At 70.1% G+C, this 15,223-nt stretch carries 9 protein-coding genes and 1 tRNA gene; 4 read left to right on the forward strand and 6 right to left on the reverse strand.

Features of this window, described 5'->3' with window-relative positions:
- Positions 1-45: 45 nt before the first annotated feature.
- Together acpS and FFS72_RS18465 are read right to left on the reverse strand one after the other, a co-directional pair.
- The gene (gene acpS, locus FFS72_RS18460; protein ID WP_137875283.1) at positions 46-459 is read right to left on the reverse strand and encodes a holo-ACP synthase AcpS; all 414 of its coding nucleotides are present in this window, start codon (positions 457-459) and stop codon (positions 46-48) included.
- Positions 460-9,765 carry a type I polyketide synthase gene (locus tag FFS72_RS18465; RefSeq protein ID WP_137875284.1) on the reverse strand — a complete coding sequence of 3,102 codons (9,306 nt, stop codon included), beginning with the start codon at positions 9,763-9,765 and terminating at the stop codon, positions 460-462. It abuts the gene before it with no gap.
- Positions 9,766-10,179: 414 nt separating this feature from the next.
- Between FFS72_RS18465 and FFS72_RS18470 the strand changes: the two genes are divergently transcribed.
- From FFS72_RS18470 to FFS72_RS18485, 4 genes are all read left to right on the forward strand, one after another.
- Positions 10,180-10,261, forward strand: a tRNA-Leu gene (locus tag FFS72_RS18470).
- Positions 10,262-10,390: 129 nt separating this feature from the next.
- Positions 10,391-11,032 carry a dihydrofolate reductase family protein gene (locus FFS72_RS18475; RefSeq protein ID WP_137875285.1) on the forward strand — a complete coding sequence of 214 codons (642 nt, stop codon included), beginning with the start codon at positions 10,391-10,393 and terminating at the stop codon, positions 11,030-11,032.
- A 162-nt stretch (positions 11,033-11,194) separates the two neighbouring features.
- The gene (locus FFS72_RS18480; protein ID WP_137875286.1) at positions 11,195-11,596 is read left to right on the forward strand and encodes a transcriptional regulator; all 402 of its coding nucleotides are present in this window, start codon (positions 11,195-11,197) and stop codon (positions 11,594-11,596) included.
- Positions 11,593-11,955 (forward strand): DUF3817 domain-containing protein, encoded by a 363-nt coding sequence (locus FFS72_RS18485; protein WP_137875287.1) that lies wholly within the window; start codon positions 11,593-11,595, stop codon positions 11,953-11,955. Before FFS72_RS18480 ends, FFS72_RS18485 begins: the two co-directional genes overlap by 4 nt.
- A 247-nt stretch (positions 11,956-12,202) precedes the next feature.
- On the opposite strand, the gene rdgB is transcribed toward FFS72_RS18485, so the two are convergent.
- The 4 genes from rdgB to FFS72_RS18505 form a co-directional block, all read right to left on the reverse strand.
- Positions 12,203-12,814 carry an RdgB/HAM1 family non-canonical purine NTP pyrophosphatase gene (gene rdgB / locus FFS72_RS18490; protein WP_137875288.1) on the reverse strand — a complete coding sequence of 204 codons (612 nt, stop codon included), beginning with the start codon at positions 12,812-12,814 and terminating at the stop codon, positions 12,203-12,205.
- Positions 12,807-13,589, reverse strand: coding sequence for a ribonuclease PH (gene rph, locus FFS72_RS18495; RefSeq protein ID WP_050062671.1), 783 nt, complete (start codon positions 13,587-13,589; stop codon positions 12,807-12,809). Before rph ends, rdgB begins: the two co-directional genes overlap by 8 nt.
- 82 nt (positions 13,590-13,671) lie before the next feature.
- On the reverse strand, positions 13,672-14,430 hold the full coding sequence (locus tag FFS72_RS18500) for a cyclic nucleotide-degrading phosphodiesterase (RefSeq protein ID WP_050062670.1): 759 nt from the start codon (positions 14,428-14,430) through the stop codon (positions 13,672-13,674).
- Positions 14,431-14,560: 130 nt separating this feature from the next.
- Entirely contained in the window at positions 14,561-15,193 is a 633-nt protein-coding gene (locus tag FFS72_RS18505) for a rhomboid family intramembrane serine protease (RefSeq protein WP_137875289.1), read from the reverse strand.
- Positions 15,194-15,223 lie beyond the last annotated feature (30 nt).

Consider the following 15,223-nt stretch of genomic DNA (forward strand, 5'->3'; position numbering starts at 1 on the left):
GCCGGTGGACGATTCCACCGACGGGCCCGCAGCGTTGTTGTCGGGTCAGCGTGCGACCGGCGCCACCAGGTCGGGTTCCTCGATCACGACCATCGCACCCGCCATGTCCCCGTCGTGCGTGAGGGACAGGTGGATGATCGCGCCGGGCAGGAACTGCGCGGCCTCGTCGTGCAGCTTGATCGACGGCCGACCCCAGGCGTCGTTGACGACCTCGACCTGCACGTAGGCGTTGTCACCCACGGCGGGCGGCCGCGCGAACCGCGAGGACGCCCACGCCTTGATGACCGCCTCCTTCGCCGCCCACCGGACCGCGTAGTGCCGGGCGGGGTCGGCCTTGGCCTCGCAGTAGCGGCGCTCCCCCGGCCGGAAGCTCGACTTCATCGCCGTTCCCGGCCGGGACAACTGCTCCGCGAACTCCGACACCGTCACCAGGTCGAAGCCGATTCCGAGGATGGCCATCTACTTGCACCCCGGCAGACCGGACCGGTAGACGTCGCCGTCACCGAGGCGGGCCGCCTCCGAGAGCAGCACGTCCGCCTCGAGTTCACGGGCCGCCTTCGCCGGCACCGCATCTCCACCGAATCGGCGGTCCGCGGGCCGCTCGTACAGGTCGGCTCCGCCGCACATCGCCGCCGCCAGGCGACGCTGCCCGTCGACCGTGCGCTTCTGTGCCTGCTCGAGGTACGCATCCCGGCGATCAGCGGGTACCGACTCGGTGAACGCCTGCGGGTGCACGACCGCGATCAGCCCGGAGACGTGACCGAAGCCGAGGCTGGTGAGCAGACCGGCCTTGAGCGGGAACTGTCCGCCGAAGCGCAGCGGCTCCCGCGGCCAGACCAGGTGCGAGAACTCGGCCATCTTGTCGTCGACGCAGTCGAGGCTGCGGTTCGGCGGCACGACGCCCTGCGCGAGCACCTGGCAGAGCCCGATCAGCTGGAACGCCGCCGCGCCGCCCTTCGCGTGACCGGTGAGGGTCTTCTGCGAGACGACGAACAGCGGGGCGCCGTCGCTGCGGCCCAGCGCCGCGGCGAGCCGTTCGTGCAGTTCGGCCTCGTTCGGGTCGTTCGCGGCCGTCGACGTGTCGTGCTTCGAGATCACCGAGATGTCGTCCGCGGTGACACCGAGCGCGTTCAGCGACAACGCCAGCTGCGAGTCCTGCCCGCCGCGGCCCGCGCCGAGTGCACCGATGCCGGGCGCCGGGATCGAGGTGTGAACGCCGTCGGCGAACGAACCCGCCCACGCGACCACACCGAGGACCGGCAGGCCCATCTCCAGGGCCACGTCACCGCGGGCCAGGAGGATGGTGCCACCACCAGCGGACTCGACGAACCCGCCGCGACGGCGGTCGTTGGCCCGCGAGAACCGGCGATCGCTGATGCCCTTGGCGGTCATCTCCTCCGACTTCGCGGTCGCCGACATGTCACCGAATCCGACGATGCCCTCGATTCCGAGGTCGTCGAAGCCGCCGGCCACCGCGAAGGTCGCCTTGCCGAGGCGGATCTTGTCGACGCCTTCCTCGACGGACACCGCGGCCGTGGCGCACGCAGCAACCGGGTGCACCATCGCGCCGTAGCCGCCGACGTACGACTGCATGACGTGCGCGGCGATGACGTTCGGCAGCGCCTCCTGCAGGATGTCGTTCTGCCGCGACTCCCCGAGCAGGGTGTCGATGTAGAGCGAGCGCATCGACGTCATGCCGCCCATGCCGGTGCCCTGCGTGTTCGCGACCGTGGACGGGTGCACCCAGCGCAGCAGCTCCGACGGGGTGAAGCCACTGGTCAGGAACGCGTCGACCGTGGTCACCAGGTTCCACAGACCGACCCGGTCGACGGACCCGGCCATGTCGGCGGGGATGCCCCACGTCGTGACGTCGAACCCGGTCGGGATCTGGCCGCCGACGGTACGGGTCAACTTCGCCTTGCGCGGCACCCGGATCTCGGTGCCCGCCTTGCGGGTGACCTGCCAGTCGCCGCTGTCGGGCTGCTGGGACAGGGTCGTGTGCTCCGGATCGGAGTCCACGAACGCCTGCGCCTCGGCCTCGGACCCGACGACGAAGGTCAGGTCGTTGTCGAGGAACACCGACGTCATCAGCGGCATGGTGTTCTCCACCATCGCGCCCTCGTCGACGTACCGTCGGATGCCGCAGCGCTCGACGACGATGTCGTGGTAGCGGTCCGCGATCTCCTCTTCGGGAACCAGCTCGCCGCTCTCGGCGTCGTACCAGCCGGGCTGCGGGTCCTGTTCCCAACCGATGAGACCGGTGTTCCAGGCCAGTTCGAGAACGCCTGCCGCCGAGAGCTGCTCGTCGACCTCCATCTCGAACCGGGTGCGCGCGGAGCCGTACGGGCCGAGCTCACCTGCGCCGACGATGACGACCAGATCCGCGGGAGTCACGTCGAGCTCCGGCCACGCAGGCGCGGGCAGCTCGTCGACGATCCGCGGCGGCGCGGGCAGCGCGGAGATGGTTTCCTCCGCGGATTCGTCCGCCTCCGAGTCCTTCTCGGCCTCGGCTTCCGCCGCCGCACGGGACAGCGCGACCAGGTCGAGCTTGGCGTCGCCGAGCCCACCGGTGAGGTCGAGCGACACCGGCGCCACCGCCGCCTGCTTCACCGTCTCCGCGGTGCAGGCGCCGAGCAGCTGTTCGGCCATCTCGTCCGTCGACCAGGTACGCACACCCTTGGCCTCGACGGCGTCGACCATCGGGTCGTTGCCGCCCATCAGGCCGGTGCCGCGCACCCACCCGATCAGCGCATGGACGAGCGTGACGCGCTCGGCCCAGCTGCGCTCGGCGTTCCAACGACCGACGAGGGCGTCGAGCGCCGCCTTCGACTCGCCGTACGCGCCGTCGCCGCCGAACAGGCCGCGGTTCGGCGAACCGGGCAGCACCACGTGCAGGTGGGTGTCGACGTCGCGGTCGTAGCCGATCGCGGACAGGCCGGCGACCAGGCGCTCGACCGACCACAACAGGACCCGCATCTCCATCTCGGCACGCGCGCCCGCGTCGGAGAGCTCGCCCATCACCCGAGGTGCGGCGAACGGGAACAGCAGGGTCGGGGTCGCGGCCTCCTTGACGAGCTTCTTGGCGCCACCCGCGGTCTCCGTCTGCTCCTCACCGATCCACTCGATCAGGGCATCGACGTCGGTGTAGGACGCCATGTTGGCCGGAACGACCCACAGCGACGCACCGGCACGGGCGTTGTCGCGGTACAGCTTCCGGTAGAAGCCGACCCGCTGGTCGTCCAGACGGGAGGTGGTGACGAACACGGTCGCACCGCCGCGCAGCAGCTGGCCGGTGACCGACGCGGCGATCGAGCCCTTGCTGGCGCCGGTGACGACGGCGACCTGATCCGACCACTGTCCGCTGAACGCGTCCTTGACCTGAGCTGCCTCCGCGATCGTCGCGTAGACACCGACGAGTTCCTCGCGGCCCTCGGCCTCGGCGCGACGACGCCACCAGTCGGCGTGCGCGGCGACGGCCGGTCCGGCGCCGGTGAAGTCGGCGTCCGTGACCGAGACGACGGTCGCGTGGTCACCGATCCACAGCCGGGCCAGATCCTCGCGGGCGGTCGCCCACCGGTCGTCGAGGAGAAGCGCCTTGCGTGCGTCGAACGCCGGAGCGACCAGACGCGGCCAGTCGGAGCCGAGCTCCGCGGAGACCAGGTCGACCAGCTCGGTGTCGGCGTCGCCGGACGTCGCGGCAGGCTGCTCGGACAGACCGAGCTGCTCGAGAACCAGCCGGGCCGCCGAGGCGAGAACGCCGTTGCGTCCGGTGATGTGCTCGGTGAACTCACCGAGTGCAGCCGCGTCGACGGTGCCACCGGCACCGCCGCCTGCCGACGGCATCGACACCGCGACACCGCGGCGCGCCGCCACCGACTGCACGGCTGCGTCGACGACCGCGTCCACCGCGTTGCCGTCGGCCAACGCACCCTCGTGCAGGCCACCCATCGAGCCACCACGGACGCTGGAGCCGTCCCTGGTGCCGAGTGCGACCTCGGCGGTGACGTGGCTCGCCCAGCCCGCACCGAGCTCCCACACCTTGGTGACGCGGTCCGCGATCGCGGCCGGACGCTTGCCGGACGGGCCGAACACCTTGCGCAGGTGATCGTTCAGCGAGTCCGACAGCACCGGGCCGAACGGCTTGTAGGTACGGGCCAGCTTGTTGACGGTGACGGCGAGCGAACCCATGTCGGCGTCCGCGGCACCGTCGATCGCGCCGAGCGACAGCTCGGAACCGAGGTCGACGAGCAGCTGGTTGCGGCGCGAGGAGACGCCGTCGCACAGCGCCTCGATCGTGTCGGCGGGACCGATCTGGTCCGGACGCAGCTTCGTCCACAGCGCGATCAGCACGTTGGTGGCATCGGACGCCGCGAACGCGATGTCGTCGGGACGCGGGCCTCCGGACGGTGCGGCCGGGGCCGCGACGGGGGCCGCGGCCGGAGCGGACGCCTCGGCGGCCGGAGCCGACGGAGCCGCGACCGGCTCGTCGTCCTCGACCGGCGCCGGGTCGGTGTCCGTGGAGTACACGACGCCGGCCTCACGCTCGATGTTGAGCACCTCGACCGGAGCTCCGACGCGACCCGGCAGCTTCAGCGTCTGCGACGCCAGGTTCGCGACCGTCGGGGTCGCGGCCAGGCCGATCTCGACGAACCGCTCGATGCCGAGTCCGCCGTCGACCTCCTCCGAGAACAGCAGGTCCTGCGTCTCGATCCAGCGAACCGGGCTCGCGAACTGCCACGCCAGCAGCTCGGCGAGCACGACGCGGGTCAGCGCGACGGGCTGCGCGGACCAGGAGTCGAAGTCCGCGAGAACGTCGTTCAGCTGCTGCGAGGGCACCAGGTCCGCGATCTCCTGGATGAAGTCTCGTCCCAGGTTGAACGGCTTCGGTACCAGGTTCGGGATGTAGCGGCCGATGAGGATGGCCGGATCGATCTCTTCCGGCAGCAGCTTGAGCAGCCGCTCACGGAAGTCGTCGACGCCGCCGCGCAGCACGTTCGAGTGGAACGGCACGTCGATGCCGGGGATGACGATGAACGCCCGCTTGCCGCCGATCTCGGCGCGCTTGCGGTCGATCTCCTTCTCGAGGGCGTCGAGGCCCGCGACGGTGCCTGCGATCGCGTACTGCGAGCCGCGCAGGTTCAGGTTCACGATCTGCAGGAACTCGCCGGACTCCTCGGCGACGCCGCCGACGAAGGCCTCCAGGTCGGCATCGTCGACACCGAACTGGGACGGGCGGATCGCGGCCAGCCGGTAGTTCGAGCGGCCCTGAGCGTCCCGCGGAACGAGCGCGTGCATCGCCGAACCGCGCTGGAACACGACCTCGAGCACCGCCTCGAGCGGCAGCACACCGGCGACCGCGGCGAGCGCGTTGTACTCACCGACGGAGTGACCGGCCAGGTAGGAGCCCTCGACGAAGGCGCCCGACTCACGCAGCTCCGCGACCTGCGCGACACCGAGAACGGCCATCGCGACCTGGGTGAACTGCGTCAGGTGCAGCACGCCGTCCGGGTGCTTGTGGGTGACGCCGCGAGCCTTCACGACGGTCGGGTTGTCCCGGACGATGGCGAGGATCGAGAAGCCGAGCGTCTCGCGGGTGTGCTTGTCGGCACGGTCCCAGATCTCGCGGGCGGCCTTCGACCGTGCCCGGGCGTCGAGGCCCATACCGGGACGCTGAATGCCCTGGCCGGGGAACGCGTACACCGTCTTCGGGGCGGCGGTGCGGCCGGTCGCGACCATCACCAGCTCACCGTCGACGCGGCAGCCGACCTCGACGATCTCGGCGCCGGAGTCGTGCGCGATCCGGTCGACGCGGACGTCGATCAGAGCGCCGGGCCGGACCATGCCGAGGAATCGGGCGGTCCACGCGGTCAGGCGGCGCGCAGGCACGGTGGCCTCCGGGTCGACTGCGACGACGACCTGCTGCGCGGCGGCCGAGAGCCACATGCCGTGCACGATCGGGCTGCCGAGTCCCGCCAGCAGCGCGGCGTTGTCGGACGTGTGGATCGGGTTGTGGTCGCCGGAGACCTGCGCGAACGCGGCCATGTGCCGCGGAGCGACGACGGTGGTCTGGCGACGGCGACGGCGCGGAGTGTCGACGGCGTCGCCGGAGAGCGAACCGCCCGCGCGCTGCGGATCGGCCAGCTCGGCCTTGCCGCTGCGGCCGCGGATCGCGAACCGCTCGACCATCGTCGCGAACACGGGAGCGGCCGCGCCCTGTTCGCCGCGCATGGCGCCGACCTCGACGCGGACCTCGACGACACGCCCCAGGTCGGTGTCGACGACGGATGCGCCCTCGGCCTTCACCGTCAGCACGGCGGCGTCGGTGGGAATGGCGTCGACGAGGTTCACCGCGTGGTCGAGGTGGACGAGGTCGAGCATGCCCTCGATGGCGTGCACACCGGTGTCGGTCTGTGCCGCACCGAGAACCGCGAACACGGCGGGCCAGCAGGCACCCACGAGCACGTCGGGCACGGCGGACGTGCCGGGCACCAGCGACGTCGGCAGACCTGCTGCGGTGACACCGGAATGGTCGGCCACGAGGTCGGGGATCCACGCGACGTTCAGTCGCGCGACGTCACCCTTGACCGTCGGCAGGTCCTGCCCGGCAGCGACGGCGAGGAGCGCCGACATGGCGGCCTCGGCATCCTCCGCGGTGACGACGGGCGCGCCGCCGTCATGGGTGGATCCGGGAACCGTTATCGCGATGGTGACCGCGCGGTCGCCGACGAGCGGCACCCGCAGTTCGACCCGGTCGTCACCCAGCAGACGCAGGGTCGCACCGGTGGTGGCGTGCGCGGCATCGGCGCCGGTGACGGTCCACGCCTCGGGATCGCCGAGGCGGTGCACGGGGTTCCGGGTCAGGCGCGAGGCCCAGAGCACGTCGGGGGCGCCGAGCACGAGCCCGAACACACCTGCCGCGTCGGAGCGGCGACGACCGGCCACGGCCACCGGAGTGGTGCCCGCGGCGAGGAGCTCGTCGGTGGTGGCCTTCTCGAACCGGTCCAGCAGCTCGCCGACCGGCTCGTCGGCCCGCGTGATGCCCGCGACGGCGACGGTGCCGGGGATGATGCACACCTGGTCCGCGGAGTAGCGCGGGTCGTGGGCCTGCCACAGCGAGTCGGACCGCCACCAGCGGCGGACGTCCTTGTCGACGACCGGCACGAAGTTCACCGGCTTGCCCGGCGTCTTGCAGAGTGCGACGAAGAACGCGACGTCGGCGGGGTGCAGCACGGTGGTTCCGGCGTCCGGGAAGCAGGCGCGCAGCGTGCACAGCGCGGCCTCGGGGCGCTCGAGGATCTGCTCGTCCGCGAACTGCGTGACGATCGGGCCGCGGTCGTTGCGGTGCAGTCGGGCCTCGGCGCGCTGCAGCATCTGCGCGAACCGGTCGCGCCACGTGATGTCGATCCACACCGACTCGGTGGCGTCGGCATACGCCAGCGCCCAGTCGGTGCCGCAGTCGAATTCCTTCGCCGAGTCGATGCCGACGGCGAGCTCCAGGTAGCGACGCAGCCACCGCTCGTACGTCATCGTCTCGACGTCACCGAAGTACGGCTTCGCGGTCCCGTCGAGGGCGGCGACGATCTCGTCGCGACGCTTCGCGACGGCCTTCTCGTCACCCGCGACCTCGTCGAGGAGGCGGCCGGTACGGGACGCGGCGTTGTCGATCTCGTGGATGTCGGCGCCGAGCTGGCTGCGGCCGGAGGCCATGCCGCCGTTCGCGGTACCCGCGGCGACCCAGTCGGGGGTACCGGGGGTGTCAACCAGCATCTGCTTGACGTCGGGCGAGGTGGTCGCCTCGAGGGTCGCCATCGCGGCCGTGCCGACCAGGATGCCGTCCACCGGCATCGCCGGGTATCCGAGCTGCTCGGACCAGCGGCCGGTGAGGTAGTCGGCGGCCCGCTCGGGGGTGCCGATACCGCCGCCGACGCACACGACGAGGTTCGGACGCGTCCGCAGCTCGGCGTAGGTGGCGAGCAGCAGGTCGTCGAGGTCCTCCCACGAGTGGTGGCCACCGGCGCGCCCGCCCTCGATGTGCGCGATCACAGGGAAGTCGGGAACCTCGGCGGCGATCCGGATGACGGACTTGATCTGCGCGACGGTGCCGGGCTTGAACGCGACATGCGTGATGCCGGAGTCCTGCAGGTCACCGATGATCGTGACGGCTTCCTCGAGCTCCGGAATGCCTGCCGTGACGACGACGCCGTCGAACGGCGCACCCGCCGCGCGGGCCTTGGGAACCAGGCGCTTGCCACCGACGTGCAGCTTCCACAGGTACGGGTCGAGGAACATCGAGTTGAACTGCACCGCGCGACCGGGCTCGAGCAGGGTCGACAGCTCGGCGACGTGGTCGGCGAAGATCTTCTCGGTGACCTGGCCGCCACCGGCGAGCTCGGCCCAGTGACCGGCATTCGCGGCCGCGGCGACGATCTTCGGGTCGACGGTGGTCGGGGTCATGCCCGCGAGCAGGATCGGCGAGCGTCCGGTGAGCTTGGTGAACGAGGTCTCGACCGCGACCTTGCCGTCGGGAAGCGTGACCAGGGTCGGGCGGAACGCGGCCCACGGCGCGGGCCGCTCGGGCGCGGCACCAGGGGTGAGCAGGCTGCGCTGGCCGGCGCGCGTCGATGCGGCGACGATGCCGACACCGCTGCCGCGCAGCGGTCCCGTCGTCATGCGGGTCAACAGTTCGCCGGGACCGAGGTCCAGGATCCAGGCGGCGCCGGCGGCAACAGCGGAATCGACCTCGGCAACCCAGTCGACGGGGTCGGTCAGGCAGGCGCGGGCCAGACGCGCGGCACGATCGACGTCGAGACCACAGCGGGCAGCCCATGACCCGACGATGTCGACGGCGTCGGCGAACGCGGGATGGTGGAAGCCGACCTCGACGGAGACCGGCTCGAAGATCGGGGAGAACACGTTGCCGCCGCGCTTCTTGGCCTCGCGCTCGGCGGACTCCTCCGCGGCGATCTGCTCGGCCCGCTGCTGTACGCGGGTGAGCTGTGCGGGCGGACCCGAGATGACGACGCGGCGGCGGCCGTTGCGGATCGCCAACACGGGAGCGCTCTCGGCGCTCACGGCGGCAGCGATCTCGTCCACGACAGCCTGCATGCGTGCCGGGTCGACGTCGGAGACGGCGAGCATCGGCGAGCGCTCGCCACTGCCGACGATCCCTCGACGTCGGCCGACGAGCACCGCGGCTGCGCCGATGAGCTGGGAGATGGCGAGCAGTTCGCCGTCGGACTCGCCACCGTCGGCGACGGAGTCGGATGCGACGACGCCCTGCGAATGGCCGATCACCGCGACCGGTGCGACCTGCGCCGGGTCGAGGCCCTGCAGGCGGAGCGCGCGCAGTGCGGCGAGCTGGGTGAGAAGAACGCCGGGCATCGACACGGATGCGGAGGTCAGCGCCTCGGCGGAGGGGCCTGCGTCGGTGGCGTCCTCGTCGGCGACGTCACGCTCGAGGATCCAGCCGATGGGGTCGAATCCGATGGACCTGACCACGAGCAGGTCCTGGGCGACGGGGGCGACCAGCGCAGCAGCCTGGTTGACCAGGTCGGTGAGGTCGGGTTCGAGTCCGTTGTCGCGGATCAGTTCTTCGAGGGAGTCGAGCCATGCCGCGCCCTGGCCGCCGAAGGCGAGCGCGTACGGTTCGCCGGCGGCGATGCGGTCACGCAGAGGCGACTTCGCGGCGTCCGGCCGAGTCGGCGCGAAGCGGGATCCACCGGCTCCGTCGCCACTGCCCAGAGGTGTGCTCTCGTCGATCGTCACGCTGGATGGTCCTCTCCTGGTCGGAACCCACCGACGTCACAAACTCACCGCCGAGCGCGCCGCTGCGCTCGCGGATGGTTCCTTCGGGGGTGGGACCAGAGTCGCACACGATCATGAGGAATTCCTCACGTTTACTGTCCGGGTTCGGCGTCCTACCAGGTAGTAGGCGTGACGCGGATCACAGGACGAGCGTCCAAGTGACTTTTGAGTAAGAAACAAAGGCGCTGGCAGCGCCGAGTACCCGCGAGTAGCAAACCTGAGGAATCCCTCACGTTGATCGTTATCAGACCGTTATATTCACGATTCGGGTCGGCACCGGCCTTTACCTTCGGCGCCCCGCCTCGTGCGACGATTCCGGCGCCCGATCGTCCGATTCGGGCGGCCGCGGCGTCGTGGCATAGTCTGTTGCGGCACGCGCGAGTGGCGTAATTGGCAGCCGCGTCAGGTTTAGGTCCTGGTGTCTTCGGACGTGGGGGTTCGAGTCCCCCCTCGCGCACAAGAGCATTTGGTTCCGACCTCTGGTCGGGACGCGCACACTCGCAGGGGAGCCCCAGCGCGCCGATGAGTTTCCGACCGCCTCGTGGTCTACCTTCCGCATCCGTCGTGACGACCGCGGGAGAACCAAGTGGAACAGTTGCTGAGAGTCCAGAACTTCAACATCTCGAGCGATGGGATCGGTGCCGGTGAGCACCAGAGCCTGGAAAGCCCGTTCGGCCTCGACCCCGGTGCCATGTTCGCCTGGGCAGGCGCAACCGCCAGCTGGCCCATGCGCACCGACCCCGGCGGCAGTCGTGGACTCGACGACTACCTGACGCGGGACTACGCCCGCAACATCGGAGCCGAGATCATGGGGCGCAACAAGTTCGGTCCCCACCGAGGACCTTGGGGCGACCACGAATGGCGCGGCTGGTGGGGAGACGAGCCGCCATTCCGCACCCCGGTGTTCGTCATGACCCACCACGAGCGGCCGTCCTTCACGCTCTCCGACACCACCTTCCACTTCGTCGACGGTGACCCCGCCACCGTCCTCGAGCAGGCTCGGAAGGCGGCCGGGGGTAAGGACGTCAGGCTCGGCGGCGGCGTCACGACCATCCGACAGTTCCTCGACGCAGACCTCGTCGACACCATGCACGTGGCGGTGTCACCAGTGCAGCTCGGATCCGGGCTGCGACTCTGGGACTCACCCGACGAGCTCCTCGACAGGTTCCACCTCGACGTCGTGCCCAGTCCGAGCGGCGTGACGCACCATCTGTTCTGGCGTAAGTGACCTCGCGGGCCTGCTCGGTGGCATCGCGGAGGCCCACGTCGCGGGTCGGGTGGAGAGCGGCCGTCAGGATCGACCGACCCGTCACGAAGTGGCGGCCCGAATGTGACGGCCGACTCCCCCACCACCAGCGGAACCCCTGTCCACCTCGGGTACCGTCGTGGTGTGGCCCGTACATCCCCCAGCCGTCGACCAGCACTGATCGTGTTCGTCATCGTCGCGGCGACCGCGTGCCTCGCGTTGGGATACTGGCAGTGGACGCGCTTCGAAGCCGTCGGAGGCACCGGCCAGAACCTCGGCTACGCATTCCAGTGGCCGCTGTTCGCGGCCTTCGTGGTCTACGCGTACCGGCGTTTCGTGCAGCTGGAAGACACCGATCCCGAGGACCAGCAGCGAATCGTCCACGGGGACGAGCAGCGCGAGATTCCGGCGGACCTCCTGCCTCAGCGCACCACCCACGCTGCCGAGTCCCTCGACGCCGACAATCCCGGCGACGAGGCCCACCAGGCGTACAACAACTACCTCGCGCAGCTCCGAGCGAGCGAGGCCGATAGGAGCAGCACGTGAGCACGGCCCCCGACGAGACCGCCACGACCACCGCACCCGCCCGCGACACCAAGAAGATCGCGGGCGCACTGCTGCGGTACCGGGTGCTCGCCTACGCGACCGGCGTCTGGCTGCTCGTACTGACCGCCGAGATGGTCGCCAAGTACATCTTCAAGGTCGAGGACCTGCCGGGGTGGATCGCGATCGTCCACGGCTGGGTCTATTTCGTGTACCTGATCCTCACGATGGATCTCGCGGTGAAGGTCCGCTGGCCCGTCGGCCGCACCGTCGGCACCCTGCTCGCGGGCACCGTGCCGTTCCTGTCGTTCTTCGTCGAGCACCAGCGGACGCAGCAGGTCAAGCGCGACTTCGGCGTGTAGCACCACCCCACGGACACGAGAACGGATCGGCCCGCGCAGTGCGGGGGCCGATCCGTTCTCGATTCGTCAGGACTCGGTGAGATTCATGATCACCGGCTGTCCGGTGATCATCGCGACCAGGTAGGTCAGCCACTGGCACGGAGTCTGCGGAACCATCATCGGCGACATCTCGCTCACCTTTCTCGTGGGCCCGCCGTCGATGGCGGTCGCGGCGATCGTGCCACAACCAGCCGATTCACGGAGCGGATCAGGACACCAGCTCGGCGAGGTCGGGCACCAGTTGCGCGAGTGCGCGCCCCCGGTGCGAAGCCGCGTCCTTCTCCTCCGGCGTGAGCTCTGCCGCCGACCGCTCGTCGCCCTCGGGCACGAAGACGGGGTCGTAGCCGAAGCCGCCATCCCCACGCGGTACGCGGGCGATGGAACCGGGCCAGGTGCCGCGGACGACCCGCTCGACACCGCCCGGCACGACCAGCGCGCACGCGGACACGAAGGCCGCACCGCGTCGCTCGTCGGGCGTGTCCGACAACTGGGCCAGGACGAGGGCCGTGTTGGCGGCGTCGTCACCGTGCGTTCCCGACCACCGCGCCGACAGGACACCGGGCATGGCGTTCAACGCATCGACCTCGAGACCGGAGTCGTCGGCGACGCACGGCAGTCCCGTGGCCGCGGCGCCGTCGCGGGCCTTGACGAGCGCGTTCTCCTCGAAGGTCGCGCCGGTCTCCGGGGTCTCGGGAAACTCCGGGACCTCGTTCAACCCCACCAGTTGGATGCCCACGACGCCCGCCGATTCGAGGACCCGCCGCAACTCCTTGAGTTTCTTGGCGTTCCGGGACGCGACGAGGACGCGGATGTCAGCCACCGAACTTCTTCTTCTCGGGAGTCTTCGGCTCGGGCAACTCACCGGGATACGGCAGCGCCAGGGCCGCCTTCTGGATCTCGAACAGCTGCTCACAGCCGGCGAGCGCGGAATCGAGGAGCTTGTCGAGGGTGGTGCGCGGGAAGGTCGCTCCCTCACCGGTGCCCTGGATCTCCACGAGGGTGCCGGTGTCGGTGGCGACGACGTTCATGTCGACCTCGGCGCGCGAATCCTCTTCGTACGGCAGGTCGAGTCGGACACGGCCGTCGACGACACCGACGCTGACGGCGGCGATCGCGCAGGAGATCGGCTGCGGATCGGACAGCAACTCCGCAGCACGCAGGTAGGTGACGGCGTCGACGAGCGCGACGTAGGCACCGGTGATGGCCGCGGTGCGGGTACCGCCGTCGGCCTGCAGGACGTCACAGTCGATCGCGATGGTGTTCTCACCAATGGCAGCGAGGTCGATGCACGCGCGCAGGGAGCGGCCGACGAGTCGGCTGATCTCCTGGGTGCGGCCGCCGACCTTGCCCTTGACGGACTCGCGGCCGCTGCGGGTGTGGGTGGCGGCGGGCAGCATCGCGTATTCGGCGGTCAACCAGCCCAATCCGGATCCCTTGCGCCAGCGCGGGACACCCTCCTCGACACTCGCGGTGCACATCACACGGGTGTTCCCGAACTCGACCAGCACCGATCCCGCGGGATGGTTGGTGAATCCTCGGGTGATCTTCACGTCGCGGAGCTCGTCGTCCGCCCTACCGTCCAGTCGTCTGCTCACCCCGGTGAGCCTAGCTGCCCGGGGCGCGTCTCCCGACTCTCCGGGTGGCAGGGGCGCCGAGTGGGAGTCGGGAGGGGTGTCGTCAGATGTCGAAGACGTCTCCGGCACTCACGGCGTGCACGGGCCCCGCGAACGCGGCCTTCGCCTCGGCGATGACGTCCTCACGGGACGTCCACGGCGGGATGTGGGTGAGCAGCAGTTCCTTGACGCCTGCCCGCGTGGCGAGTTGGCCCGCCTCGGTGCCGGACAGGTGGATACCTTTGGGGCGGTCCGGGGAATGCGTCCATGACGCCTCGGACAGCAACATGTCGGCATCGCGGGCCAGTTCGACGACTTCGTCGCACATGCCGGTGTCTCCGGTGTAGACGAGGGTGCGCCCGTCGGGGTCGGTGAACCGCAACCCGTACGCCTCCGGCGGGTGGTAGACGCGAACCGACTTCACGGTGAGCGCACCGTAGTCGACGACCTGACCGTCGGACAGCGTCCGCAGGTCGATGGTGTCGGAGATGTCGTCGAGATCGCCCGCGCACTCGGCGGAGGCGACGCCGATCCGGTGGTGGCTGTCGGTCGGCCCGTAGATGATCGCCCGGCCGGTGGGCGGGTTCGGATGGTAGCGACGCCACACGAGCAGACCGGGCAGGTCGAGGCAGTGGTCGGCGTGCAGGTGCGTCAGGAAGATCGACACCGATCCCGGGTCCTCGTACCGCTGGAGTGCACCGAGCACGCCGGGACCGAAGTCGATGACTGCCGGCGGGGTGTCCGGTGCGGTCAGCAGGTAGCCCGACGCAGGCGAGTCGGGTCCACCGACACTGCCCGAACAACCCAGGACGGTGATGCGCATAGGGTCATGCTGCCACGACCGACCGGTCTCGAAAAAGGTTCGGGCCGATTCGAGACGAAGCCGGAGGGACGGGGACGCTGCGCCTGCCGTCACACCCTCGGCCGACGTGCCCTCGACAGCGCTCTGGGAACTACCGCGTCACTGCCTTCGCTGCGCGTGTCGCACGGACGTCGGACGCGAGTACCCACGCCGCCACGACTCCGCCGATGGCACCGAACAGGTGGCCCTGCCACGACACCCGTGGATCACTGGGCAGCACACCCCACAGCATTCCGCCGTAGAGGAAGAGAATGACCACGCCGAGCGCGAGCTGCCCGAAGTGCCGGGTGAACAGGCCGCGGGTGATCAGGTAGGTGAGCCAGCCGAAGATCAGGATGGACGCGCCGATGTGGTTCGTCCCCGAGCCCCCGACCAGCCACGTTCCCACTCCCCCGACGACCCAGATGATGCCGGTGGCGGCAAACCCACGCCCGATGCCCGACAACATCACGAAGAACCCGAGCACCAGCAGCGGAATGGTGTTCGCGACGAGATGTCCCCACCCGTAGTGCAGAACCGGCGCGAACAGCACTCCCCACAGTCCGTCCAGGGTTCGTGGTTCGATGCCGCCGCCGTCGAGCTCGTTGCCGAGGATCATGTCGATGAACTCGAGGACGTAGAGCCCGACGACGAAGGCGCTGATCGCTATCGCGGCCTGCTGCCACTGCGGTCGGTCGGCCGGGGCCGCAGGAAGATTCGAGGGTCCGGGGACCGGAAGGGTCATAACCCGAGCGTACCGATTCCGTCCGACACC

Source organism: Rhodococcus sp. Q (genome assembly GCF_005503035.1).
GTDB lineage: Bacteria > Actinomycetota > Actinomycetes > Mycobacteriales > Mycobacteriaceae > Rhodococcus_G.